Annotated in this window: 19 protein-coding genes; 10 read left to right on the forward strand and 9 right to left on the reverse strand. The window is 41.9% G+C overall.

Translation table 11 applies throughout. The features are described 5' to 3' along the window. Positions 1-289: 289 nt before the first annotated feature. Positions 290-1588 carry a HEAT repeat domain-containing protein gene (locus tag V7K25_RS06325; protein WP_335156107.1) on the reverse strand — a complete coding sequence of 433 codons (1299 nt, stop codon included), beginning with the start codon at positions 1586-1588 and terminating at the stop codon, positions 290-292. A 173-nt stretch (positions 1589-1761) separates the two neighbouring features. After that, a complete protein-coding gene (locus tag V7K25_RS06330; RefSeq protein WP_335156109.1) occupies positions 1762-2175 on the reverse strand; it encodes a QcrA and Rieske domain-containing protein in 414 nt (137 codons plus the stop codon). A gap of 648 nt (positions 2176-2823) precedes the next feature. Between V7K25_RS06330 and V7K25_RS06335 the strand changes: the two genes are divergently transcribed. Next, positions 2824-4452, forward strand: coding sequence for a ferredoxin--nitrite reductase (locus V7K25_RS06335; protein ID WP_335156111.1), 1629 nt, complete (start codon positions 2824-2826; stop codon positions 4450-4452). Here V7K25_RS06335 and V7K25_RS06340 read toward each other — a convergent pair. After that, positions 4442-4732, reverse strand: a complete 291-nt coding sequence (locus tag V7K25_RS06340; protein ID WP_335156113.1) for a hypothetical protein — start codon at positions 4730-4732, stop codon at positions 4442-4444. The genes V7K25_RS06335 and V7K25_RS06340 overlap by 11 nt on opposite strands. 84 nt (positions 4733-4816) lie before the next feature. On the opposite strand from V7K25_RS06340, the gene V7K25_RS06345 reads away from it, so the two are divergent. The 6 genes from V7K25_RS06345 to V7K25_RS06370 all read left to right on the forward strand — a co-directional run bounded on the left by V7K25_RS06345 (position 4817) and on the right by V7K25_RS06370 (position 12948). Next, a complete protein-coding gene (locus V7K25_RS06345) occupies positions 4817-6319 on the forward strand; it encodes a NarK family nitrate/nitrite MFS transporter (protein WP_335156115.1) in 1503 nt (500 codons plus the stop codon). Positions 6320-6692: 373 nt separating this feature from the next. Then, entirely contained in the window at positions 6693-8918 is a 2226-nt protein-coding gene (locus V7K25_RS06350; RefSeq protein ID WP_335156117.1) for a molybdopterin oxidoreductase family protein, read from the forward strand. Between the two features lie 282 nt (positions 8919-9200). Further along, a complete protein-coding gene (locus V7K25_RS06355) occupies positions 9201-9659 on the forward strand; it encodes a phosphate-starvation-inducible PsiE family protein (protein ID WP_335156119.1) in 459 nt (152 codons plus the stop codon). 162 nt (positions 9660-9821) lie between these two features. Next, the gene (locus V7K25_RS06360) at positions 9822-10271 is read left to right on the forward strand and encodes a nitrate reductase associated protein (protein WP_335156121.1); all 450 of its coding nucleotides are present in this window, start codon (positions 9822-9824) and stop codon (positions 10269-10271) included. A gap of 183 nt (positions 10272-10454) precedes the next feature. Then, complete coding sequence (locus V7K25_RS06365; protein ID WP_335156123.1) at positions 10455-11057, forward strand: DJ-1/PfpI family protein; 603 nt, start codon at positions 10455-10457, stop codon at positions 11055-11057. Positions 11058-11565: 508 nt separating this feature from the next. Beyond that, positions 11566-12948 (forward strand): PrsW family glutamic-type intramembrane protease, encoded by a 1383-nt coding sequence (locus V7K25_RS06370; protein ID WP_335156125.1) that lies wholly within the window; start codon positions 11566-11568, stop codon positions 12946-12948. A 275-nt stretch (positions 12949-13223) separates the two neighbouring features. Here V7K25_RS06370 and V7K25_RS06375 read toward each other — a convergent pair whose 3' ends face one another. The 4 genes from V7K25_RS06375 to V7K25_RS06390 all read right to left on the reverse strand — a co-directional run bounded on the left by V7K25_RS06375 (position 13224) and on the right by V7K25_RS06390 (position 18976). Next, positions 13224-13871 (reverse strand): hypothetical protein, encoded by a 648-nt coding sequence (locus tag V7K25_RS06375; protein ID WP_335156127.1) that lies wholly within the window; start codon positions 13869-13871, stop codon positions 13224-13226. Between the two features lie 150 nt (positions 13872-14021). Next, positions 14022-15602 (reverse strand): CHAT domain-containing protein, encoded by a 1581-nt coding sequence (locus tag V7K25_RS06380; RefSeq protein ID WP_335156129.1) that lies wholly within the window; start codon positions 15600-15602, stop codon positions 14022-14024. A 145-nt stretch (positions 15603-15747) separates the two neighbouring features. Beyond that, positions 15748-18024, reverse strand: a complete 2277-nt coding sequence (locus V7K25_RS06385; RefSeq protein WP_335156131.1) for a PP2C family protein-serine/threonine phosphatase — start codon at positions 18022-18024, stop codon at positions 15748-15750. A 592-nt stretch (positions 18025-18616) separates the two neighbouring features. Then, positions 18617-18976, reverse strand: coding sequence for an NAD(P)H-quinone oxidoreductase subunit M (locus tag V7K25_RS06390; protein ID WP_100900765.1), 360 nt, complete (start codon positions 18974-18976; stop codon positions 18617-18619). Between the two features lie 874 nt (positions 18977-19850). On the opposite strand from V7K25_RS06390, the gene V7K25_RS06395 reads away from it, so the two are divergent. Continuing rightward, positions 19851-20135, forward strand: coding sequence for an Npun_R1517 family heterocyst differentiation transcriptional regulator (locus V7K25_RS06395; RefSeq protein ID WP_118166493.1), 285 nt, complete (start codon positions 19851-19853; stop codon positions 20133-20135). A gap of 645 nt (positions 20136-20780) precedes the next feature. Here the strand turns inward: V7K25_RS06395 and V7K25_RS06400 are convergent. Next, positions 20781-21476, reverse strand: coding sequence for a response regulator transcription factor (locus V7K25_RS06400; protein ID WP_335156136.1), 696 nt, complete (start codon positions 21474-21476; stop codon positions 20781-20783). Between the two features lie 312 nt (positions 21477-21788). Beyond that, complete coding sequence (locus V7K25_RS06405) at positions 21789-23774, reverse strand: sensor domain-containing protein (protein WP_335156138.1); 1986 nt, start codon at positions 23772-23774, stop codon at positions 21789-21791. A 581-nt stretch (positions 23775-24355) separates the two neighbouring features. Between V7K25_RS06405 and V7K25_RS06410 the strand changes: the two genes are divergently transcribed. Beyond that, the gene (locus tag V7K25_RS06410) at positions 24356-25276 is read left to right on the forward strand and encodes a histone deacetylase family protein (protein ID WP_335156140.1); all 921 of its coding nucleotides are present in this window, start codon (positions 24356-24358) and stop codon (positions 25274-25276) included. Between the two features lie 479 nt (positions 25277-25755). Continuing rightward, positions 25756-25893, forward strand: a complete 138-nt coding sequence (locus V7K25_RS06415; RefSeq protein ID WP_229471698.1) for a hypothetical protein — start codon at positions 25756-25758, stop codon at positions 25891-25893. Positions 25894-26031: the final 138 nt, after the last annotated feature.

Below are 26031 nucleotides of genomic sequence, written 5' to 3' on the forward strand. Positions count from 1 at the left end.
AGGCAACTACAGTACGCGACGTATTAAATTTAACTCTAATTTCTCTGGTTAAATTTTCGTTACATAGTTATAAATTTTCCCGCCCACCTACTTATACTCGGTTTGATGACATATTGCCGCTCAAAAAGCCATAAGTCCTTGATTGTGAGGATAATATTTATCAGAGGGTGTTTATAGTAAAATCCTTATAGAGTTATTTGAAAAATACCTTGACAGACCATTTATAACTGTGAAATCTGGGTTTGATACATTTGCTGATACAAATCAGTCTTGTTGCCATTTGACGAAATTACCACTCAGCCAGAGCGATCGCTATTCCTTGTTGCAAATCTGGTGTGAGTGCGGTATTTTTTGCTAACTGCTGCAATTCTTGATATGCGGCTTCCCTATCCAAATTTTTTAGTGCTGCGATCGCGTGTAGTCTCACTGATGCATTAGAATCAGCTAGCAGCGAAATCAATGGTTCAATAGCTTGCATTTCGCCTAACTGCCCTAAAGATAAAGCGATCGCACTTTTGATACTGACAATCTCTATGGCTGGATGGTGCGATCGTAGGATTTGCAATAATATTTCTGCGGCTTGTGTAGTTTGCGGCTTTTGCACTCGCCCGAAAACTGTAACAATTTCTTGCCAAAGTGTCTCTGAAGTGATTTGATTAAATGCTGTTTGTAAATATTCCAAACTAGATAACGTCCCCAGCCAATTTAAAGCGCGGATGGTTTCTAATTGCAGTGGTAGCGGTGTATGGGGTGATATTAGCAGCTTAAATAATTGCTGGGCTGCGTCATCACAACCCATTCGAGAAAGGGAAACTGTGGCTGCACAACAAACATCAATATTAAAGTCGTAAAGCTTGGGTTGTAATCTCTTCACCAAATCTAATGCTTCGCGTAAGTCGGGGCGAAAACCTAAACCAAGTATTGCTGCACGCCTAACTGTGGCGGCTATATCATCCAAAGCGTTTAACAATATCGGTGGTATACGTTCGTCATGAAAGCTGCTGAGGGCTTCAATTGCAGCCATGCGGATTGTTGCTTGTGGATCTTGCACTACACTCAATAATGGTGTGATGGTTTCTGTTTGAGGAATGCAGGAAAGCGATCGCACTGCTAAAAGCCTTGTATCTTCATCTGCTAGAAGTTCAGTTAATGAAGTAATCGCAACAGTACCCATTTGTCCTAGCGCTGTAGCTGCGATCGCTTTAACTTCTTCATCCTCATCGGTTTTCAATAATTCAACTAAGGGTGCGATGGCTTCTGGGTGCTGAAATTCGCCTAAAGTCCGTGCTGCATACCAGCGTAATTCTTCCTCTGCATCTTCGTCTTCTAATATCTCAATGAGTGGTGGGATGGCAATATTTCCCAAGCGAGTTAACACCTTGGTAATTTCCCAGCGTTGCTGAAAATCGCCCATCTCTAAGATTGCAAGTATTAATTTCAGTAGATATTCTCGATTTTTAACTATTTCTGGATGCTCAGAATCTGTCCCTAAAATTAATTGTTGTAAATATTGAATTAGTGATGACCAATCAGCTGCATCGTATGCTGTCTGGGCTTGCACTAAAAGCTGGTTGATATTACTCACCATACCCTGATTTTTGAATTAATATAAATACAACAAAAGCACAAAATCGGAAATAAATTGCTATTTTGCTTTGTCCTTACTCTGCTTTTTAGTACATCATTACATCTATTTAGTTCGGCTCGTAGTGAGAGTTTTAGCTTTGATTTAAGCACTAAAGTGCATACTACGAATTATTATTAACTTGGCTTGACTAGAACTGAATTACCTTCAATCTTGGCGGCATAAGTTTTAAGCGCTTCTGTCGCTGGGCCTTTTTGCACTTTACCGTCAATTCCAAATTCCGAACCATGACAAGGACAGGCGAATTTTTCTGCCTCAGCTATCCATCCCACTGTGCAACCTGCGTGAGTACAGGTAGGGTTAACTGCTGTCAGATTTGCACCTTTAGATGTACCGACTACTAACACAGGCCCAGCAGGTGAGTTTTTAGCCAGCAATTGGCCAGTTTTATCTAATTCTGCCGATGTACCGACTGTTTGCCAATCCTTAGATACTGGGGTTGTTTGAGAAGAACAAGCTGCGATCGCTACAGGTAGAGAACTCGCTATCAAACCCAAACCTACCCAATTAATAAAATCACGACGTTTCATAGCTGCTGAAATAATATTTAAGTTTTAGCTAACATCTGCCACTCAATTTTGGATTCAGGATTAATTTATGGCAATCCAAAATCTCTTTGATCGTTTCAAATACTCGTAATTAAAGGTTTGCGTAAGATATTGGCTGGTTTTGATGCAAAAAATGCATATTATTTATCCTTTTTCAGCAATCTTACCAAAAAACCGTAGCTATTTATACGATCTTAACAGAAATCTGGCTTTAAGTTATAAGTATCGAAATTGTTACATGAACATTATCTGAATCTGTTTGACAAATTTCCAAGATGTAAATGGCAACAACTTTTCCTTAACGAATCACGGATTTGGAGTTTCGCTTTGAATGCTCTGAAGTAAAAATAATCAACCGTAAGCAAATATTAAGTTTTTATTTCCTAACCTTTGTCTAACTTTTGACGTTATGTGGAATCCACCAAAAACCTAACCCCCTAACCCCCAACTCGTCGCGGGAAGGGGGGAAAATTCAAAGTCTCTCTCCTTAAAGGAAGAGAGAAATAGAAGTGAGGTTTTCCAGATGCGGTAAAAAGTCAAAATCCTCGTAGATACAACAGATGGAACTACGGGTTGATTGAGATTGGGCAATTATCACCATATTCAGTAGTTTAAACGAGAGCCAGGCTCATGACAGACACAACAACTAAGACTACCAGCCTCAACAAGTTCGAGAAATTCAAGGCTCAAAAAGATGGACTCGCAATCAGGGATGAGATAGAGAAATTTGCCGCCTTGGGATGGGAAGCAATGGACGAAACCGATCGCGATCATCGGCTCAAGTGGGTGGGTGTGTTTTTTCGCCCAGTCACCCCAGGTAAGTTTATGATGCGGTTGCGAATGCCTAACGGTATTCTCAGCAGTAGCCAGATGCGTGTTTTAGCCCAAGTAGTGCAACGTTACGGTGATGATGGTTGCGCTGATATTACTACGAGACAGAATATCCAATTACGGGGGATCAGAATTGAAGATTTACCAGATATCTTTAATAGATTTCACGCAGTTGGTTTAACCACTATCCAGTCAGGGATGGATAACGTCCGCAACATCACAGGCGATCCGGTGGCGGGGTTGGATGCGGATGAGTTGTACGACACACGAGAGTTGGTACAGCAAATTCAAGATATGCTCACCAACAAAGGCCAAGGGAACCCAGAGTTTAGCAACTTACCACGGAAGTTTAATATTGCGATCGCAGGTGGACGAGACAATTCAGTTCATGCTGAAATTAACGATTTAGCTTTTGTTCCAGCATTTAAGGAAGCGAGTGGGGAATGGGGAGTAGGGAATGATGAACAATCTCCTACTCCCTGCTCCCTACTCCCTACTCCCCAAAAAGTTTTTGGCTTCAATATCATTGTGGGTGGCTTTTTCTCAGCTAAACGTTGTGAGGCGGCGATTCCTTTAAATGCTTGGGTACTTCCCGAAGATGTAGTTGCTGTATGTAGAGCCGTTTTGGAAGTCTTTCGCGATCATGGCCCGCGTGCTAATCGGCAAAAATCGCGCCTAATGTGGCTAATTGATGAATGGGGTGTAGAAAAGTTTCGAGCAGAAGTAGAAAGCCGTTTGGGTAAATCATTATTACCCGCAGCAGCAAAAGACGAAATCGACTGGGAAAAACGCGACCATATCGGGGTATATAAACAAAAACAAGCAGGATTAAATTACGCAGGTTTGAACATTCCCGTCGGGCGGCTGTATGCCGAAGATATGTTTGAAATTGCCCGTCTTGCAGAAGTTTACGGCAGTGGCGAAATCCGCTTCACAGTTGAGCAAAACATCGTTATTCCCAACATTTCTGACTCGCGTTTAGCAACATTTTTAACAGAGTCTTTGCTAGAAAGGTTTTCTATTGATCCAGGTTTGCTGACGCGATCGCTAGTATCCTGCACAGGCGCACAATTTTGCAACTTTGCCCTCATCGAAACCAAAAACCGCGCCCTGGCAATGATTAAAGCCTTAGAAGAAGACTTAACCTTTACCAATCCAGTCCGAATTCACTGGACAGGTTGCCCCAACTCATGCGGACAACCCCAAGTTGCAGACATCGGCTTGATGGGAACTAAAACTCGCAAAAATGGCAAAACCTTGGAAGGTGTTGACATATATATGGGTGGCAAAGTCGGCAAAGATGCCCATTTGGGAACTTGCGTCATCAAAGGCATACCATGCGAAGACTTGCAGCCAGTATTACAAGATTTACTGATCAAAAACTTTGGGGCAAAACTCAAGCAAGAAGCTCTACTAGTTAGGAACTGATTGGGCATTGGGCATGGGGGATTGAGCAAAACTCATATTTCAACCTTAAAGGCTCAACTTCCGAGTTCAAAGGTGCAACTTCCGAGTTCAAAGGTGCAACTTCCAAGTAAAAAGGTGCAACTTCCAAGTTCAAAGGCTCAACTTCCAAGTTCAAAGGTGCAACTTTCAAGTAAAAAGGTGCAACTTCCAAGTTCAAAGGCTCAACCTCCGAGTAAAAAGGTGCAACTTCCAAGTTCAAAGGCTCAACCTCCGAGTAAAAAGGTGCAACTTCCAAGTTCAAAGGCTCAACCTCCGAGTTCAAAGGTGCAACTTCCGAGTAAAAAGGCTTATCTTCTCCGTATTTTATTCAATTAGAAAGATTAGAATGCTTAAAAACTTATTTTCGTTCAGCGATCGCTACCGTATCTTACATCAGACTTGGTTTGCTTTCTTTCTGACATTTGTTTGTTGGTTTAACTTTGCTCCCTTCGCTACAACCATTGGCAGAGAACTACATCTAGTACCAGAGCAAATCAAAACTTTAGGCATCTGTAACCTTGCTCTCACAATTCCCGCCCGGTTAATTATTGGAATGCTTCTGGATCGTTTTGGCCCCAGAATCACCTACTCAATGTTGCTGATGTTTGCGGTTGTTCCTTGTTTGGCGACGGCACTAGCGCAAGACTTTAATCAATTAGTTATCAGTCGTTTGCTGATGGGAATTGTCGGATCTGGGTTTGTTGTGGGTATCCGCATGGTGGCGGAATGGTTCCAGCCGAAGGAGATGGGAATTGCTCAAGGCATTTATGGCGGTTGGGGTAACTTTGGGGCTTTTGGTGCAGAGTTTGCCTTACCGATGATTGCAGTTTCTACTAGCTTTTTTGCTGGTGGTGCTTCTAACTGGCGGTTTGCGATCGCACTTACAGGGATCATTACAGCCATCTATGGCGTAATTTATTACAATAACGTCCAAGATACGCCCACAGGTAAAGTCTACAAGAAACCTAAGAAAAATGGTTCTCTAGAAGTGACCAGTATTAAAAGCTTCTGGGCAATGATTGTCTCGAATTTTGGTTTGATTTTCGCTCTAGGTTTATTAGCTTGGCGCTTAGAACAAAAAAATATTCACTTCCTAACTTTGAGCCAAATGTACCTAGCTTGGTTGCTATTAGCAGGATTATTTGTTTACCAAAGTTACAAAGCTTGGCAGGTAAACCGAGAACTTCTAATTGGCGAGAAAACTTACGCTCCATCTGAACGTTTCCAATTTGGTCAAGTAGCTTTATTAGAATTTACTTACATAACTAGTTTTGGTAGCGAACTGGCAGCCGTTTCCATGCTTCCGGCATTTTTTGAAAAAACTTTTGCTTTAGAGCATGTTATAGCTGGGATGATTGCTGCTACTTATCCCTTCTTAAATTTAATTTCTCGTCCCAGTGGTGGCTTAATTTCTGATAAATTTAGCTCCCGAAAGTGGACAATGACAATTATCAGTGCTGGCATTGGTGTTAGTTATTTGATCGCACATTTTATTAGTAGTAACTGGCCGATTCCGCTAGCGATCGCAGTTACAATGTTTGCCGCTTACTTTGCCCAAGCCGGCTGCGGTGCAACCTATAGCATCGTACCCCTAATTAAGAAAGAAGCCACTGGACAAATTGCCGGTAATGTGGGAGCCTACGGTAATTTTGGCGGCGTAGTTTACCTGACAATTTTTAGCTTAACCGACGCTCCAACGCTGTTTAGCACAATGGGTATAGCTGCTTTAGTCTGTGCTTTCATGTGCGCCTTCTTCCTCAAAGAACCAAAAGGTTCCTTTGCCGCTGCTTATGAAGATGAATTACCAGAAACAGCAACTAAAAACTCCATTTTCTTAACTGAAGAATAATCAACTGAAGGATGAAGTAAAAAATTCACTATCAAATCTGAATTAGGGAACTTTAGACTTCATCCTTCCATAGCAATCCTAATTCATGATTTTTTTCTTCTCTCTGCGCTGAGATATTTTAAAAATTAACAGTACTGATGCAAAAACCCTTTCTTACCTTCTTAGCTTTGCGCTCTTTGCGTTCTTCGTGGTTCGTTTACTCATTCTCTTATTCCTATCTTCAGATTTATGAAAAAACAAACCGCAAAGGACACAAAGGACGCAAAGGAATAAGAATTTCAAATTCAAAGAGTTTTTGCATAAAACACAAATTTCTCAACCTGGCGCTACATCTGAGGTTGCAAAATCAAAATAACAAAATGGTACAACAGCCATGAGTGAATTTACCAAAACCCTTTGTCCCTACTGTGGTGTCGGCTGTGGTTTAGAAGTTTCACCCCCAGCCCAACTTGGCAAAGCAACTAATCGAGATAGCCAAGGAACTCCAACTTGGCGGGTGCGCGGTGATAAAGCCCATCCATCTAGTCAAGGAATGGTTTGCGTCAAAGGCGCAACGATCGCAGAATCTTTAGATAAAAATAGATTACATTACCCAATGGTGCGAGACTCCTTAGATCAAGAGTTTCGCCGCGTTAGTTGGGATGAAGCTTTTAATATCATCACGCAGCGCATTCAAACTATCCGCTTCACCCAAGGGTCAGAAGCCTTATGTATGTATGGTTCTGGCCAGTTTCAAACTGAAGATTATTACATAGCCCAGAAACTAATGAAAGGCTGTCTGGGTACTAATAATTTTGATGCTAACTCTCGCTTATGTATGTCTAGTGCGGTGGCTGGCTACATTCAAAGCTTTGGCTCAGATGGCCCTCCATGCTGTTACGATGACTTGGAGTTAACTGATTGTGCATTTTTAATTGGTACTAATACAGCCGAATGTCACCCTATCGTTTTTAATCGGCTAGAAAAATATCACAAAAAGAACCGCAAAGTCAAAATGATTGTGGTCGATCCCCGTCGCACACCAACCGCAGAAGCTGCTGACTTGCATTTAGCAATTCGTCCCGGTACAGATATCGACTTGTTAAACGGCATCGCACATTTATTAATGCGCTGGAACTACATTGATACCATGTTCATGGACGACTGCACCAGCAACTTTCCGGCTTATGCTGAAGTAATTCGCCACTATCCCCCAGAAATAGTAGCTCGTCAATGTGGAATCAGTATTGAAGATTTAGAAACAGCAGCTCGCTATTGGGGTAAATCAGAGCGGGTACTTTCTTTGTGGTCAATGGGTGTAAATCAATCCTCAGAAGGGACGGCTAAGGTAAGAACTATCATTAACCTGCACCTGATGACAGGACAAATTGGCAAACCTGGGGCTGGGCCTTTTTCCCTCACTGGTCAGCCGAACGCAATGGGAGGACGGGAAGCCGGAGGTTTGGCGCATTTATTACCGGGTTATCGGACGGTAAAAAATCCTCAGCACCGAGCAGAAGTTGAGCAGTTTTGGGGACTTAAGCCAGGACAGATTTCGCCCAATCCGGGTTTGACTGCTTGGGATATGATTACTGGCTTGGAAAATAGCGCTGTAGAGTTACTGTGGATTGCCGCGACTAATCCAGCTGTGAGTATGCCAGATTTGGAGCGCACAAAGAAGGCGTTATTGCGATCGCCTTTCACTATCTACCAAGACGCATATTATCCTACAGAAACCTCTGCTTATGCTCACGTTTTGCTACCAGCCGCCCAGTGGGGTGAAAAAACTGGTGTGATGACAAACTCCGAACGGGTAGTAACTCTGTGTCAAGCATTCCGCCAACCGCCAAGAGAAGCTAAAGCAGATTGGGAAATTTTCGCCGAAGTTGGACGTAGATTAGGTTTTGAGAAAGAGTTTGCCTTTGCTAACTCCGCCGAAGTTTATGCTGAGTTTGTGAAACTAACTAAAACTCGCCCCTGCGATATGACGGGTATCAGCCACGCGCAATTACAAGCTAAAGGCCCGACTCAATGGCCTCACCCTGAAGAGAGCAGGGAGAGTAGAGGAGTAGGGGAAGCAGGGGGAGAAGTATTTGCCAATCGCTCTGGGAAACGCTTATATACTAACTTGCGTTTCCACACCCCTGATGGACGCGCTCGATTTGGAGCATATTACTCAAAGGGATTGGCAGAACCACCAGATCCAGATTATCCTTTTGTGCTAACTAACGGGCGACTTTACGGACACTGGCATACGCAGACACGTACCGGGCGAATTGAAAAAATTTGTAAAATGCATCCCGAACCGTTTATCGAAATTCATCCCCGTGATGCTGCTCGGTTAGGTATTGTAGATACTATGTATGTTGAAGTGCGATCGCGTCGGGGTAAAGCGAAGTTTCCTGCTAAAGTGACAAAAGCGATCGCGCCTGGTACAGTTTTTGTCCCCATGCATTGGGGTTCACTGTGGGCAGATAATGCCGAAGCCAACGCCCTAACCCATCCAGAATCTTGTCCCGATTCGCTGCAACCAGAATTAAAAGCTTGTGCTGTACAGCTGATACCAATCTCTGTAGAAGTTACAGTCAAAGATTATCAACTCCAATCCTCACAATGGTAAACTCCTAAGTTTACTGCTTAAGAGATAATTAATAATCACCAATAGGTAATTTAGTCAATAATCAATAGCCAATAGTGATTATTATTTTTTATAGCTCTCTACTATTGACCTATACCAATTACCATATTTGAAGAGGTTAAATTTATAATAACCGGAGGTTTGACTAGCGCCGAGTTCAGCTATGGTAAAAAATAAAAATCAGATAGTATTAGAAATCATCTTATTTTAATCCTCTAGATTTATCTATGGGATTTTATTTTGTTTAAAAATTGGGTGCAGCAGATGAAAAAGTTAATGAGGCAAATTCTAGGAGCTACCAAAGATGAGAACTTCATGTACATCATTGAAAACATAGAAGTGATAGTTTCTAAAGTTCTATCTATTTTTATGGTGATCGTAATTTTGGTAGCAATCGGGGATTTAGGAGTATTTATTTTTAAAGAGTTATTTACAGCGTCTTATGCAAAATTTTACACAACATTGTATAAAATTTTTGGGCTATTTTTGAATATTTTAATTGCTTTAGAAATTTTAGAAAATATCACAGCTTATTTACGAAAACACGTTTTTCAAGTTGAATTAGTTATTGTCACATCTTTAATTGCTGTTGCCAGAAAAATTATTATTCTTGACTTAGAAAAAGTTGGAGGTCTTGATATAATTGGTTTAGGAATTGCTATTCTCGCATTGTCAATTAGTTATTTGATAATTCGTCTTAGTAATTCCAAAAATACCCATTAAAAATTCAAGACGTCTGGCATACAATTTAGTTAGATATATAACAATCCGATTTGATTATGAAAAAATCTAGGTATATATAGGGTGTGAAACGTTGCGTAACGCACCTTCCATTGATGGTTAAAAACCTTTAATTTTGAACGTTCAAATTTTGAATACTTTCTTATGACAGATTTCTTTGAATTTGAAGCAGACTTTGTTGATTCGCTGCGTTGTATCCCCATGCAGGTGCGTTGCAAATTAGATACCTGTGGCATTAAGCTAAAATTGTCTGATTGGAATCAAATGACTACAGCCGAGCGTCAAGCTTTAGTCGAATTACCTTGCGCTACAGAAACAGAAATTCAGTCTTACCGCGAGCATATCCAGCAATTAATTCTACAACGCACGGGTATCCCAGCTACAAAATTGCCTATTGAGCCTCATCCCGCATGGCTAGATGCCACTTTACCACCTAGCCTCCAAGAAAAAGCTCAAGAAATAGGTGTAACCCTGACACAGCAACATTGGGCAGGTTTAACGCCCTTACAGCGTTTTGCCTTGATTAAACTCAGCCGCCCAGGACATGAAAATCAAAATTTTAAGAGAGCGATCGCAGAATTCCATCTGCTTTAATTAGTCAATAATCATTAACAGAACAACTTTGTTAATTTGACGCTCTGAAATGATACATTACAGCATTAACTGTGCTGTAATGTATCAGAAAGTTACGCATAGCTTAACACTAAATGTAGCTAACTCTCAATTAATATTTAATAAATAAACCACTATTGACTAGTAAGTGAGGGTAGGAAAAATATGGCTGCAAAGAAACTTTTGATGCTGGTTGGAGACTACGTAGAAGACTATGAAGTAATGGTTCCTTTCCAGGCGTTGCAAATGGTGGGACACACTGTCCATGCAGTTTGCCCAGACAAAAAAGCTGGCGACAAGGTGCGGACAGCAGTTCACGACTTTGAAGGAGATCAGACTTATAGTGAAAAACCTGGCCACAACTTCACTTTAAATGCCACCTTTGCAGAAGTAGAAGCTGCAACCTACGATGCCTTAGTCATTCCCGGAGGACGCGCACCAGAATATATCCGCCTGAATCAGCAAGTACTAGAAATCACCCGTTACTTTGCCCAAACGAATAAACCGATTGCTGCCATCTGCCACGGCTTGCAGTTATTAGCGGCGGCTGATGTACTGCAAGGCAAAAGATGTACTGGATACCCTGCTTGTAGCCCAGATGTCAAAAGTGCTGGAGGTATTTATGTCGATATCCCTGTTGATCGGGCAATAGTTGATGGTAATTTGGTGACAGCACCAGCTTGGCCTGCTCACCCCCATTGGTTGGCAGAATTCCTGACAGTACTTGGAACTAAGATTGAACACCCAGAATTGACCACAGTTGTTTGAGGTAATATACCGGAAATCTTTTGGTTCGATCTTCGAGGCAGGTTAAGAGGCATAAAGCAAGTGGTGTGGAAACCCCTTTCTTTACGAGACGCTTTGTATAAAAGCCTCTAGCAGAGAAGGCGCTAGCCTCTCCTTTTGTCAAAAGACCGTACTAGCTCACAAAATAGCACTGAAAATTATATATTTTTGGAATAGAACAAAATGCAGTAAAAAATACTGTTTTTTGATAAATTGCAATGGGTTTAATTTGCAGTTAGGATGTCTTGAGTATACCACCCATACAATCTGATTTATCCGCCTAACAAGCCAGTTTTAGGATAAACTCAAGAGCAAATGGAATACTTATTTACGTTAGGTAAAACAATTTGAAATTTTGCATCTATAAATTTAAATTTCTTAGCAGAAAGTGAAGCTATAGTGGATTTAGCAATGCTGCTGTTAATGTGGCTAAGGTTAGTCCTGCTGCCAAATTATGTGAAGAATTAGTTTAGAAACGCACTTCTTATCGATGACAGGCAAACACGCAAGACATAATGCATTTCTGCGGCTAGTGTCTGGTAATGGGGCAGCTTTTGGATCAGAATCTCGCTATTCCCTGCCCCCCAGTAAAGAGATGGTAATTGGACGCGACCCCAGCTGCCAAGTTGTCTTGGATGCCATGATGTACCGAATGGTATCTCGTCGTCATGCGGTGGTTCGTCCCCTCTCTATATCGCCAGATAGCAAATTCAGCTGGGTGCTTTGTGATTTAAATAGTGCAAATGGCACTTATTTGAATGGACAACGCTTGTATGAATGTCAGGAATTGCACCCAGGCGATCGCATTTCTCTAGGTGCTGATGGGCCGCAATACGTTTTTGAGTACGAGTATACTTTACTCACCCCGGCCACAACAGTTAACCAAGTTACACCATTACCTTCGGCGACAAATCACCACAGCCACACGCAATTAAAGCAGCCAGATTCTGTTAGCTTCACCCAGCTTTTTCCGATTATTTCCACTGGTAAAGATTTAACCCGTAAAGCTTACCTCGTACCGGGAATACTGACTGTAATCTTTGTAGTGTTAATGTTTGCTACAGTCGGTCAGCCCCAAGCAAATCAAGTGATTGTAGCTACTTACATCGCCTTTGCTGCGTACTATTTTGTTTATCAACTTTGCGGTAAACAGAAGCCTTGGTGGGTGCTAATGGCTGCGGCACTGGGTACAATGCTGATTTTGCTTAGTCCGTTGTTGGATTTATTTATCTTCGTGTTTCGCACCGTCTTGCCTGGAAACTTGCCCTCATCCCAAGAATCTATCACCTTTACAGAGTTACTGGTGCGGATGTTTTTTGGCGCTGGCTTGATGGAGGAATTACTCAAGGCATTGCCTGTACTAGGGGCGTTTGCCATCGGTAGAATATTGTCTTCACCTTGGCGGGAACGCATAGGCATCTGGGAACCTTTAGATGGTATTCTCCTGGGGACAGCTTCTGCTGTAGGCTTCACTCTCTTGGAAACTCTCGGACAATATGTGCCAGATATTACTCAGAATGTCACGCAACAGGTAGGTATAGGCGCTGCTGGTCAACTGGCGGGTTTGCAACTGCTAATTCCGCGAATTTTAGGGTCTGTAGCCGGACACATGGCTTATAGTGGCTATCTGGGTTACTTTATTGGGTTGGCTGTCCTCAAACCCAGTAGAAGTTGGCAAATTCTCTCTATTGGTTATCTTAGTGCTGCTGCGCTCCATGCTTTGTGGAATGCTACAGGATCAATCAATGCCTTGCTGTTGGTAGTTGTTGGGGTGTTATCTTACGCTTTTTTGATGGCAGCAATTCTCAAGGCACGGGCGCTATCACCGACGCGATCGCAAAATTTTGCAACCCGATTTCTTGGCCCAAAATAAGAGATGGGGCAGTAGGATCTGGCGAGGCAGGCGGAGATCAGGGAGCAAGAGACAAGAATTAATAATCAATGCCCAATGCCTAATTACTTTTGAATATTTATGTCTTGTGATAGATGGCCTAATGTTATAATCAGTTTATTGTGAGGTTACTTTAGGCTCACTATACAAAAGTAGTAAGAATTAGTGGATGTTTAAAATCGGAGCATAAGTGTTATCAGGAGATAAATCTGCTTGCACCGGAAATTTATGTAGAAAAAAGAGACAGTGCATTCAAGTTATGCTTCATACTCAGACTTGTTGAGTTCATTAAAAGCATAAGAAGCGATCGCTAAAGTAACTTTTGCTTTCTCTACTTCTGATAAAGCCGTCCACTCGCTGTTTTGAAGATTCTTGAGTGCAGATGCCGCGTTTTGCGATTCGCTGCTTCGCATAGCGTAAGCAAAAGGACGAGCCAAAACTAAAAGATCCTCTGTTCCCCAATTTGGTAGTACTGTCTGAACACACTCAACCAGTTGTTCACCGATTGATTGCTGGGCAGCAAGAATTTCAGCAGCTTTGGTGGCGATGGCGTTGAGCAATGCTTGCGGGACACAGGCGGCAAAAGTACTAGATAATCTTTCTTGAAGATTAAGTACTTGTGCTTGTTGGGGATTGTGATTATTGTCTGACTCTAAAGAGATACCAGACCAAAGTGTATCTAGATGGCTATAAAAATCTTGCGATCGCGTTGTCAGTTCTTCCTCAAGCAAATCTTGTATTCCGAACTGTTGTTCTAATTCGTCAAAATAAGCTTCTGATTCTTCATCACCTGGATTCCAGGGATAGGTAGCATCATCTGGTTCCAGTAATGCTTCTAATAATTCTAAATCTACTTTATATGGCAAAGAAGAGAAAGTCTCTGAACCGTTAATTTTATTAGCCATTTTTAATTGCCTCACAATTATTATTTGGTCGTCTTTACAACTACAATTCCTCAAAATAGATTTCCGCAAAAACAGTTGAATTTTTCTCCAGTAAAAACAGATTTTAAAGGTTGATGCTAAAGACTAAAATTTATTTTTACAATAGCTCTGCTAAGAGTCTTCAATAATAAACTCCCAGGTTTCAGCTCTAGCACTTCCAAACTTTAACTGCATTCCCGATTTCAATGGGACTTCCTCTCGGAGGATTTGTTGCCAACCATTAGGCCCTAAAAACCAAGTTGTCCCGTAGGTAGAAAAATCTTGCAAATAATAACTTCGCACCAATGTAGCATCAGTAAGAGTATTACGGCAGAAAATTTCGGCATGGCGTTTGGATACCGATGGTTCGGGGATAACAATATCATTGTCTTGCGTGCGACCGATGCGGGTGACTCCATAACGCAGGAACCAGGTTTTACCTTTTGGGGCAAGCGATCGCAACGAAGCAGCCGGAAGTGGGGAACCTATATCAGGAATGGCTGTGTCTGGTAGTTCGGTAATCCCTTCATCCAGATTCTTAATTAGTTCGCCATTAAAATCTGGATGCAAGTAGAGAACAGGCAAACTCCAAGCAGGTTGATTAAATTTATACAGTGTTAACAACTCTTGTCTAGCCTGGGCTACGGCTTCATCAATTGGTTTGTGCGATCGCAAAGCCTCAGTAAAGGCTTGAATAAAACTGTGGCTTTCGTGGTCTGCGATTTCATCGCGCATCGCCAAAACCGCAGGCACACCATGACGAATCAACACTTCTGCTAAACTGCTAGCAGGGATAGCTTGATGATTGATAGCAGCTGGTTGTGCGCCCCAACAGGCGTTAAAAACTGCTAATTTCACACCTGTATGAGTCAATACTTGCGCTAATTCTATCCCATTTAGGGGCATATCTGATCGCAAAAACAGTAACCCCCCGTCTGGGCCTGGCAAACCATGTCCAGCGTAAAAGAAAACATTGTATGCTCTAGTTTCTAATTCTTGAATTAACTCCTGTGGAGTTGGTTGTAAGAGTTGAGTCACTATACAAGGGGCACATCTGTGGGAATTACCACCCACCGATGTATCTGCAAGAGTTTGCTGTAAGATAGCAGCTTCTTGTTCTAGTTGCAGCTTGTCATCATGACCTAAAACCAGCAGAATACTTAAAGCCTGGTCAGTTTGCAAATACGGTAAGGGGTCAACTTCGGTGCTGGTGCGACTAAATAGCAAATCTTGGGAGAGAGACATAGCTGATTGACCAGGTTCACGCTGCATAATTTCCCAAGGGAGAGCGATCAGATCCGGGTCGCGGATTTCTAGGCGAAAACGCAAACGTGTATGCTGACCCATAGCAATACCGCGACTGCGTTCTAGACTACCAAGAATTTGCCCATCAAATACCCAGCGCCATAAATTCATTCCCAAGTTTTGCATCAGACGACTGCTGTAGGGGCCAGTGGTTTGACCTGAAGGGGGTGAAATGCAATCTATGGGGAATGGGTTGGACTTTTGGGATGTTGAGTTTGGGGAAATATCTAAGTGACTATGACCAGCAAACAGTTGCTGCCATTCTTGCCAGACGTGATTGAGTTCATCAGGCCATACACAGTCACGTAAAACGTAGCCACTGGGATAGGGAGCTTTGACCACCCAAATGGCGAAGTTGTCAGTGCCAGTGTTACGGAGACGGGCGATCGCCAAATTCAGGGATGGCATGGATTCATTAAAATAAAAACTAAAATAAATAATTTCAAATAAGAATTGTCCAAGGTGAAAACTTTCTACTTTTTTACCTTGTAAGTTTTTACTCTGATGTTACCTGTTATTATTCCAGGTTTCTACCAGTTTATCGATTATTTGACTAAGTTCGACTGCTGTCGTCAGGTGGTTGAGTAACTGGCGGTTGTGTGACAGGTGTACATGGACTTGTTGCATCTTCTGGTAAAACAGAGACACCAAAGCGTTTTAGTTGGGAGAAGTCCAGCAATACTGTTTCTGGCAAAGGTTTTGAATTTGATGGAACTGAGGAAGTTACTGCTGGATTATTAGTGTTAGCTGGAGTTTGTGTGCTTTTATTAGCACAGACTCGCATAGACACTGAAAAATTTCCCGAAGCAGTTTTAGGATTTGGTTTTGTGTTGATAACTTGTAAAAAAGCTCCAGGTGGAAGTGATTGGTTGTTTCCCAAGGTGATTTGATTGTTAGTTTTTATTACCCAGCCAGGAGAAAGGTTGGCTAGCGATCGCTGTATAGGTGTTGCTTCGATGGTAGGATTTGAAGTTGGTATGGGAGTGGATGAAATCAAGGGGACTGATGGCGATCGCAGTCGCACTTGCTTCACGAACAATCCTAAAGCACCTGCTGCTACCACAAATATTAACGGAACAATCCACTGTAGGGGTAAACTGCGCCTTTTGGCAGGCTCAGTATCTGGAATCACCTGAGTTTTATGGTTTGGGCTACTTAAAAGTGTCGGAGCTGTCGCCCTGGATGAAAAATCGATAGTTTTGGCAGAATAACTCTCTGGAATGAAGGCTTGAATCGTAATTTCTGGTTCCCAGTATTGGACTTGATAATGGACTAAAGCGATGGTGACATTATCGTGTCCATTCTTAGTGTTAGCAATTTCAACTAATCTATCTGCAACATTTGTTATATTTGCTTCCCCAACTAGAATCGGCAAGATTTCTGTTTCCCAGTACTCCTCCACCCGATCAAAATCACTCAAACCATCGGATGTGAGCAGAAAAACAGCATCTTCATCGAGCATAAACCGCCCAGATGTGGGATGCAATGAAGTGCTAGGCCCCATGCCCAAAGCCTGGACGAGAGAGCCAGCAGAACTTTGTTGTACAGCCTCGCGGTAAATGGCATAGCCTAGCCGCACCTCGCGGGAGGCAACATCATCGTCTAGGGTAACTTGATAACAACCGTGGCGGGTAATCCAGTAAGCACGACTATCACCGACGTGGGTAATGTACATTTCATGAGCAACAGGCAATGCCATGACTAAAGTCGTGCCCATCCTCTGACGCCCTTGGCGATTTTCACTGTCATTGCGCTGACTAATTTTGTCATTAGCAATTGCCACTACCTTTTCTAGGTCATTAAGTAGCAGTGAGGGATCTATGTGGTCGTAGGGAACTTTTGTTAGTTGCTGTACCTGTTGCTGGATCGTTTCAATGGCTAAATTTGAGGCGACATTGCCACCCTCGTGCCCACCGATGCCATCACAGACAATTGCTAAGGCTGTTGGCTGGGGTGGTTTACTTACTAGAGTTCCACTGGGTGGGCTACACGCATCTTCATTACGTTGGCGACTTGGCCCGGTGTCGGTTTTGGTGATAATTTTGATTGAGGGTGTTTGCGATCGCCCTAACCCAGCCAGTCCACGATCTAAAACTCCGATTAATTGATCGCTTGAATTAATCTTTCCCTGAATTAAAGAAAGGCTAACCTCATTAATAAATTCAGTTATGGCTGGTTTAGCACCACTAACCAACTGCTGCCAAAATTGACCTAATTGGGGCAATTCTGGTAATGTTGCGGCATCGAAACGCAATTTTAACAAACGGACTAACGATCCTTCTACCCGTAATACATTTGAGTCAAGCAAGCTAGAAACGACACCTTCACTTGCAAGAGGTTGCCACAGATGAGCTATTTGCCATAACCAATTGAGTTGGCGCATCGATGTTGCATCACGCCAAGCAGTGGTTAACTCACTGGCCAACTGCACTTGTTGGATTTTGTCATCTACTAATAATGGAGGTTTTTCTAAAAGTAATATTTCTCGATGGGAAGGCCCGTCACCGAGAAAAAGCGCTCCATATACCTGCGGTACGTGTAAACGGTAGGGAATCAGTCTCAGGTAAGCTTTTAGAGGCTGCAAATTATCTAACTCAGACGTTAGCGCTAATAAACCAGGTTTGGTATCTAAAAGAAGAAATTTATCAAGGACTAAATAGCGATCGGCTAATATTTCTCCAGGGCTACCCACACTCGGGCCATCTACCACAGCCCAGAGGTAATTTTTCGTTAGGGGCGTGGAACATCGCAGGCAAAACTTGTGAGTCAGGGGGTTGGCAGCCTGACAACTTTCATTTGTACAGTAGAGCGTTGCCGCGTCATTTTCCATAGTTTTCGCACCGGGAAGCGATTGGCAATTTCTTTAACAGCATTATTAGGGACAATCTAGACCGCTCATCTTTCTTAAACTTGACATACCCAGACTTTAGATGATGATTTTAGCTGGGGGATATCAGCAGGTGCTAATACTTACTTATCCAAAGAATCCGCTCCTAAGTCAACCCTACAGCCTCATCATAGCTTCTATTGCTCTGTGACTCTCCATCACCAAAGCAACTAACTCCAACCCTGTTAGCAAAGCATAACCCAAGCATAACTGCGCCCCAAGATTTTGCTGAATTACCCCATCATCAAGAGGCAGATAATCTTGGTATTTATTTAGTTTATAAGTAGGATAGCAAGAATTAACTTTAATTAAGAATTAAGATAAGTGAACTACTCAAAGTAGCTGACTAATGAAGAGGCTTTAAAAATCTGGTAATCTCGTTTTCGGGTTCTTTCTCGGGAGATTGCAAAGCTTCACAGATTAATTTTCCCCCTTCCCAACGCAGGAAGAGGGTTAGGGTGTTAGGTTTTTCGTGGATTCCAGATGAATCTGAATTGTCAGAAAAGTTCAACTAAATCGCTACCAACTCATTCGCTTATTGTTTGTCGTCAATTGCGACTTGGGGGACTCCCATGCTGTAGTTGGTAACGCGGGCAGATAGATTGTAGCTGATTTCGCCGAGTTGCAGGAGCGATCGCAGATAATGCTCTAAGTCTGACCCAACACGGCGCAAGTTATAGTCTGTAAGGTCTGCGCCACTAGATGCTTCTACTAGTTCATCAAATTTTCGATAAACTTTTTGCAGCGCATCTTCGTTCCAGTTAAATTCGTTATCTGGGTCAATATCTAACGTTAAGACCTGTTCACTGGGAATCAGTTCGCCATCCCGGTCAATTTCGCCTGCAAAAATGCGGACATGCCGGGTTGTGGACTTGAGCAGCATCGGGTTATCCATAAGAGGGTGTAAGATTTGGGTGGATTACACTGAAATTATTGTAAACGCTATATTCAAGCTTGAATGCTCTCAATTTACAAGCTTTGAACTCAGTTTCAAAAGGGTATATTGAATGGGCATAAGTAAAAATATCACCTGTACTGATTAACTTACTACTTCTGTTAGGAGTTGAAGACACAATTAGTAGCGAGTACTGACAGTAGTCCAATTATTTTTTTGTAAAAATTACTGGTGAGAGTGTTTTTATTTGGCGTATACAAACAAGTCAAAGTGGTGTGCTAATCTTACCTACTGCTAAGATTTTCGTACTCATGAAGCCTAAAAGCCAGTAGAGTCAAGCACTCACCAGGAATAATTTGATCTGTGTACATTTTTTTATGGAGAACAAAAGTTTTTACCTTAATTATTCTGCTCATCAATTTCTGCAAAATTTTCTATTGCAAAAAACGTACATCAAGTAATTTTACTGAATAAGGCTACATCGACCTCTGGCTTTAATAAGTTCAAAAAAATTAAGCGATTTTACTTACGTATAAACACCAAAATTCAAGTAACAAGTCAAACTGTTCTTGACGTTCATATAAAGTTGATGTAAAAACCTTTAAAAAGACCGGACAACTTCTTACAGAAACTTTATTGTGTAGAATCTTAAAAACTGAATAATAGTTATGGCTTACCATAAGCTATATCTGGCACAGTCACATCAAAATCTAGCTTGAAAATAAAACACAGGAGACTGAAATGGAATACAAAGGTGATTGATGAAGAAAAATTCTTAATTCAAGCACTTTAGATTCAAAGAAGATATAAAGAATTTTGCTGGGCATCTACCTCCTTACCCTCATGACCACCAAGTAAAGGAATCTCAATAGCTATGAACTCCAAAGCATTACCACGCCAGATAAATAATCTCGAAGTAGGTGTTTATGAGTGCGAAATCCATCTCAAATTTCGGTTGATTGAGGAAAAGAGTCTATTGGGCGATCGCGAACAACTGTTACAGGTATTACTTGATGCCTTGACCGAGGGTTCTGACGACTTTCTAGAGACACTGCAAGCGTCTGTTAAAGCGCAGGAAGTGTCCGAGTTTAAAGCTTCACCTCAAATGCGACGCCAACTGATGCGCTTGCGTAATGCTGCTGAAAATCCCCAGCCTTAAAGGTGTAATTTAAGTAGCGAAAAAACATGAATTGGGCATCAAATCAAATGTTGATCGTATAGCCCCGTTGCAATAAAAACTAAGCAGTAAGTAGAATTCATAAAATATTGTGATTTCTCCTTTGTGAAAGTCTTATTTAGCAGCACGGAGTCCCAGGAACAGTTTCTCTATTAAAAACTTTGTAGCAAAGGGTACTGGTAGAATCTAAGAGCAAATTCAGCCGGGTGCATTTTACCGAGTTTTTATAAAAACATTGTAGGAACAAGAAAATTCTGTGTCTTTACAGATGGGGAATTGGACAACAGGCGCGAATTCAATGAAAACCTAAAAGACTAAAGTGAAAATAAATAACCTTACTTTTAGCTTTTTACTTTAGCTAAGTGCCTGATTTGCTGAAATACTTATGTTTTATCTATTACTGGTAATAGGTTATGGTTTAACAGCCAGTTACCTATTGCCAATTACCCACAAGAAGGGGGCAGGAGGAGAAATCAATTCAAAATTCAAAATGACGCTCTCTACGAGACGCTGCGCGAACGCGGACTCGCTAACGCTGCGCTAACAAAATTCAAAATTCAAGAATTTCTGCCTCCAGCAAAAACTGCCTCCTATGTCCCAATGCCTAATGCCCAATTTAAAAACTGTCTACTTAGCAAGACCGTGTTCTAGGGCGAAACGAACTAACTCTGTACGGCTATTGGTGCCAGTTTTACTGAACAAACGGCTGACGTATTTTTCTACATTGCGGACGCTGGTTTCTAAGCGACGGGCGATTTCTTTGTTCATCAACCCTTCAGCGACCAAGTTTAAAACACTTTGTTCTCTAGGAGTCAAATCAATTTTAAAAGGGGCTGGCGATTGGGAAATGGCACTTCTTTGAGTTAACAATGCCTTAATTTGGGCAATCTGATTAGCTAGTTCAGCAAGATCGGGGGTTTCAACATCATCTCCTGTAGTTGCAGCTTTAGCGGCGCGTCGGGCTAGTAAATTTTCGACTATAGCCACTAACTCATCTGGATCGAAAGGTTTGGGTAGATAGGCATCGACACCAGCATGATACCCTTGGATGCGATCGCCTGTCATACCTTTAGCAGTTAAAAATACTACGGGTAGTGCTTGGAAGCGGGGGTCTTCTCGCAGTTGCTTGAGGAACTGATAGCCATCCACCTGAGGCATCATGACATCAGAAATCACTAAGTCAGGTGTATTCATTTGCATCCATTCCCAACCTTCAAGGGCGTTACTGGCGACTTGAACGCTGAAACCGCTCTCTTGCAAATAGTCTTTCACGGCTTCCCGTATCCCTGGTTCATCATCCACCAGTAACAATTGTGCTGACATTTAAAATTCCCTTAAGTTTACCTTTTTCCAATTTAGCGAAAGTTGAGAGTCATTGAACAAAAGGGATAAAGGAAAAACGAGAGAGCTTGTTAATGTGATGGGTAGTAACTACGGTAACGAGGGCAATGACCAATTATTACGGGGTAGTTCACTTCCCCCTGTGCTGCAAAGACGCACTCGCATTCGTCTATCAAGTGGTTTTGTTTCAGTCAAAGTCTCTTTTACAAAACTAGATTACAACAAATCCTCACTTTGGTTTGGCGCTATATACCCGTTTGAAATACAAATAACGAATTAATTTTTAAATAACCCTTACCACCGAGGATTTGTCATAATTAATGCTTCTGCTGCTGAACTATTTAATGGAACAGAGAAAAAATGTCCCTGAGCATATTTACAGTTCAACTTTCTTAGAAGTGCTAATTGCTCTTTTGTCTCTACTCCTTCGGCTAGCACATCCACACCCAGTTTGTGTGCAAATGTAATAATTACCTCAATAATTTCTAAGTTTTTCCTATTAGCGCTCATCAGGCTGATGAAAGAACGGTCAATCTTCAACACACTAATCGGAAAGTTATAAAGATGACTTAATGAGGAGTAGCCCGTACCAAAGTCATCAATTGATAACTCAATGCCCATCTCTCGAAGTTGTAAAAGTGCAGCAGTTGCCTTATCGCTATTTTCCACAATTACGCCTTCAGTAATCTCTAGCATTAGATTAGCAGCATCAAGACCAGTTGAGCGCAAAACTTGCCTAATCTGCTCAATCAAATTTGGCTGGGAAAATTCCTTGAGGGAGAGATTGAAACTGATTTTCTCTAGCAAGTTGGAATGATGACACATCCGCCAAGCTTGCATTTGGCGACAGGCTTCATTTAACACCCAGCTGCCAATAGAGAAAATTAGTCCAGTTTCTTCTGCAAGGGGAATAAAATCTGCTGGATTAAGCAAACCACGCTCTGGATGCTGCCAGCGCAACAGAGCCTCAAAACCTAAAATAGAGCCTTTGGTGAGCGAAACAATCGGTTGGTAATAAACTCGAAACTCAAGGTGTTCAGTTGCTCGGCGTAACTCGGTCTCTAACTGCAATTTTGCCAGAACATTAGCATACATATCTGAGTTGAATAGCTCGTAACGCGCTCTGCCCAGTACCTTGGCTCGGTACATTGCCGTATCAGCATCCCTCAAAAGTTCTTCTGGCTGTTCATAGCTTACTGTCGAACTCAACGCAATACCAATACTTGCCGTTGCGGACATTTCTTGTCCGTCAAGATAAAAGGGTAACGCTAGTTCCTGTTGAATCCGCTCAACCGCTTTGATGGCGTCTGACACATCTTGGATTCCCTCAAGCAGGATGGTAAATTCGTCTCCCCCAAGGCGTGCAACTGTATCTATGGAGCGTAGACATATTTCTAGCTTATTTGCAATAGCAAGCAGAAATTGGTCTCCTTTCATGTGTCCTAGACTGTCATTGATCAGCTTAAAGCGATCTAGGTCGATAAATAGTACAGCAAATAAATAATCTGAATGCCGTTTTGAATAATCGATTGCACGTCTTAAGCGGTTCATAAATGCAGCGCGGTTCGGCAAACCCGTCAGCCCATCATGAAACGCAAGGTGCAGCAGTTGTGATTCGACTCGTTTACGCTCTGTAATTTCAGTTTGCAATTTCTGATTTGCTTTTACCAGTTCTGCTGTCCGTTCTGCTACTCGTATTTCTAACTTATCGTAAGCTTGGTGCAACATTTCTTCAGCTTGTTTGCGCTCACTGATGTTGCACAGCAACCAACGCCAGCCAATCTGCTTCTTCTGTAAGTCGTACACCGCAGACGCCTTAATCATAGCTGGGAAAGGCTCTCCTCCCCGTGGTTGTAAGTTAATTTCCCAGTTCAGTAGCTGCTGGAAATTGTTCAGATGAAGGCTAAAGAACTGGCGGTCTTGTTGAGCAATAAAGACAATTAATGGTTTACCTACTAGATACTTTTGGTGGACACCGAGCAAAGTTGCTGCTGCATGGTTAGCCTCTTGGATTGTCCCTACGGCATTAGTTACCAAATAACCATTTGGAGCGAACTCAAACAAATCTTGGTAACGCTGGCGCTCTTTCTCTGCTGCGGCTCGTGTTATTTCTAACTCCTCGGAGGCTGTCAATAGTTCTTCCATTGCAGTGTGGAGTTCCTCAATAGCCTCTGTTATTATCTCTTCTTGTGAGTTTGCCTTAGTTTCATTGCATTGCAATAGCCCCTGTATCTTTGAGTACAATTTCTCTATCTGCTGGCTAAATCCATCCACGTTCATGTTGCTCAACTCACATAACTATGAAGCGTAGCTGTGAAGGAAAAAACTAGGGAAGCAAATCCCATGCCTTCCTCAAGTCTTTAGTCCCTATTGAGCAGGGAATCGCCGGGTTAATTGCAAAAGTAGACACGTTGTAAATTAAGTATTGCAGAACTTGTTTTCTTGATTTACTAATTTATCTATCAATGATGAGACAGCAATCAAATTTTTCCATTACTGACCAAAGTACAAAGTTGGAGCAAGCCCAACCTGCTGAGATTTTTATTTTATTAAATACAATTTATCAAAGTTAAAATTATCTACATGTCTCATAACAGTATATTTGCTGGGTTTATTTATTTAAATGCTTCTTAAGATATATTTACTTTTGATACGAATCTATATTTAGGGAAGCTTCGCAACATTGTGCCTCTGCGGTATCCTGCGACAAGCCGCAACTCTTGGAGACGCTTTGCGAATGCGTCTACGTTACATAATCCAGCAAACTTAGCTTGACACAGTAACTAATACTAAAGAAAAACTGTTTGTACCAGTGACGATACAATAGCATTCATTGTCTTGCTGTCAACCTTTTTCGTCCTATGCTGCCAGTCATCTATTCCGACGAATTTTTAGATCACAAGACTGGAAAATACCATCCTGAAAGACCAGAACGTTTAAGTGCGATCGCTACTGCCCTAAAAGCAGCTACATTCGCAGATCAAATTGACTGGCGATCGCCTACACCAGCATCAGAACAGCCATCACTGATGTCTATGTTAGCTAAGGCCCATAGCCCAGCCTACATCAAAAAACTTTGGCAAATCGCTTCTAGTGGTGGCGGCCCTTTGGATGGAGATACGCCAGTTTCCCCGCGTAGTTATGATGTGGCATTGTTGGCAGTAAGTGCATGGTTGGATGGTGTTGAGGCTGTGTTAAAGTCGGCTAATCCAGCTTTTGTACTAGCACGTCCCCCAGGACATCATGCAGAAAGTGATGCAGGGATGGGCTTTTGCCTATTTTCTAATGCTGCGATCGCGGCATTATTTGCCCTCGAACAACCCGGAATTAACCGCGTCGCTATCCTCGATTGGGATGTACATCATGGTAATGGTACTCAGGCGATCGTTGAAACCCAAGCACACATCGCCTACTGTTCCCTACATCAGTATCCCTGCTATCCTGGTACTGGAAGATCGACAGAACGCGGCTTTCATAATAATGTATTAAATTTACCTGTACCCCCTGGTAGTGATATTGCAGTATATCAGCCACTATTTGAAAGACAGGTTGTACCCTTTTTAGTTAACTTTCAGGCGGATTTGCTAATTGTGAGTGCTGGTTATGATGGTAATGCCGCAGATCCTTTGGCAAGTATCAATTTGCAGCCAGAAGACTACGCTTTATTTACTGATTATTGTCTAGGGATAACTCGTAAAATTCTGTTTGGCTTAGAAGGTGGTTACGACTTTGACTCTCTTTCTCAATCAGTTGTAGCGACAATTGAAAATTGTTTACTTTAGATACTTTCTTTACTTTCTTTTTTTTAGGTAAAACCTCGGAATTCGTAATTGAGTGACTTTCGTACATGCACTGAGATCATAATAATCCTATTTCTTTGTGGCTCAAATTCCCAATTTCTCTTATAAACTGGGAATCTTTTTGTGTGTTTTCTTTGGATTTCACAACATAATCTGCAAAAATAAACAATTTGTGGATACTTCTTCTCATAATTATTTGTGAGTTAGTTGACTAATTTAACAGCTATTTTTACGTAAAATTAGGGCGGCACAACTTTTGCTCTAAACTCAACCTAAGTAATTTCTTTTACCAAGGCTTTCTAAAATTCATCAAATCTTCAGAAATAAAAAGTTTGAATGTTGTTCTGAAACAGCTAAAGTTTTGTTAAGATGCAATTGCTAGCAGTTTCTCGGCGAAATTCACCTATCGGTGTGTGGAGAAATAAAAAGTACTAGCAGCACAAATTTCAAAAGGTGAAGCAATGACCACCTACATTTTTTTTGATGAAGCCCTACGGATGCTGACCAACGCTTATTTAATATCAGTAGTACTGTTAATAGCAGCTTCTGGTATAGGTTTGGCGGTAATTGAAACAATAGAAAAGGCAGAAGAACGCTAAGTAGTTTACAAATGGCAGTGTAGTTATTGCCAAAAACCATTGGGTGCAAGTGTTCGCCATAAACAAATCCTGGGAATACTAAAGCATGAAAGTCTCATAGCGTTGCACTCTTGCCTGTAAATCTACCAAACAGGCAGG

The organism is Nostoc sp. (assembly GCF_036919495.1).
Classification (GTDB): Bacteria; Cyanobacteriota; Cyanobacteriia; order Cyanobacteriales; family Nostocaceae; genus Nostoc.

What these genes read in the sequence shown, in the direction of transcription:
- V7K25_RS06325 (WP_335156107.1), bottom strand. Translation starts at nt 1,588, where the DNA reads ATGGTGAGTAATATCAACCAGCTTTTAGTGCAAGCCCAGACAGCATAC.
- V7K25_RS06330 (WP_335156109.1), bottom strand. Translation starts at nt 2,175, where the DNA reads ATGAAACGTCGTGATTTTATTAATTGGGTAGGTTTGGGTTTGATAGCG.
- V7K25_RS06335 (WP_335156111.1), top strand. Translation starts at nt 2,824, where the DNA reads ATGACAGACACAACAACTAAGACTACCAGCCTCAACAAGTTCGAGAAA.
- V7K25_RS06345 (WP_335156115.1), top strand. Translation starts at nt 4,817, where the DNA reads ATGCTTAAAAACTTATTTTCGTTCAGCGATCGCTACCGTATCTTACAT.
- V7K25_RS06350 (WP_335156117.1), top strand. Translation starts at nt 6,693, where the DNA reads ATGAGTGAATTTACCAAAACCCTTTGTCCCTACTGTGGTGTCGGCTGT.
- V7K25_RS06355 (WP_335156119.1), top strand. Translation starts at nt 9,201, where the DNA reads ATGAAAAAGTTAATGAGGCAAATTCTAGGAGCTACCAAAGATGAGAAC.
- V7K25_RS06360 (WP_335156121.1), top strand. Translation starts at nt 9,822, where the DNA reads ATGACAGATTTCTTTGAATTTGAAGCAGACTTTGTTGATTCGCTGCGT.
- V7K25_RS06365 (WP_335156123.1), top strand. Translation starts at nt 10,455, where the DNA reads ATGGCTGCAAAGAAACTTTTGATGCTGGTTGGAGACTACGTAGAAGAC.
- V7K25_RS06370 (WP_335156125.1), top strand. Translation starts at nt 11,566, where the DNA reads ATGACAGGCAAACACGCAAGACATAATGCATTTCTGCGGCTAGTGTCT.
- V7K25_RS06375 (WP_335156127.1), bottom strand. Translation starts at nt 13,871, where the DNA reads ATGGCTAATAAAATTAACGGTTCAGAGACTTTCTCTTCTTTGCCATAT.
- V7K25_RS06380 (WP_335156129.1), bottom strand. Translation starts at nt 15,602, where the DNA reads ATGCCATCCCTGAATTTGGCGATCGCCCGTCTCCGTAACACTGGCACT.
- V7K25_RS06385 (WP_335156131.1), bottom strand. Translation starts at nt 18,024, where the DNA reads ATGGAAAATGACGCGGCAACGCTCTACTGTACAAATGAAAGTTGTCAG.
- V7K25_RS06390 (WP_100900765.1), bottom strand. Translation starts at nt 18,976, where the DNA reads ATGGATAACCCGATGCTGCTCAAGTCCACAACCCGGCATGTCCGCATT.
- V7K25_RS06395 (WP_118166493.1), top strand. Translation starts at nt 19,851, where the DNA reads ATGAACTCCAAAGCATTACCACGCCAGATAAATAATCTCGAAGTAGGT.
- V7K25_RS06400 (WP_335156136.1), bottom strand. Translation starts at nt 21,476, where the DNA reads ATGTCAGCACAATTGTTACTGGTGGATGATGAACCAGGGATACGGGAA.
- V7K25_RS06405 (WP_335156138.1), bottom strand. Translation starts at nt 23,774, where the DNA reads ATGAACGTGGATGGATTTAGCCAGCAGATAGAGAAATTGTACTCAAAG.
- V7K25_RS06410 (WP_335156140.1), top strand. Translation starts at nt 24,356, where the DNA reads ATGCTGCCAGTCATCTATTCCGACGAATTTTTAGATCACAAGACTGGA.
- V7K25_RS06415 (WP_229471698.1), top strand. Translation starts at nt 25,756, where the DNA reads ATGACCACCTACATTTTTTTTGATGAAGCCCTACGGATGCTGACCAAC.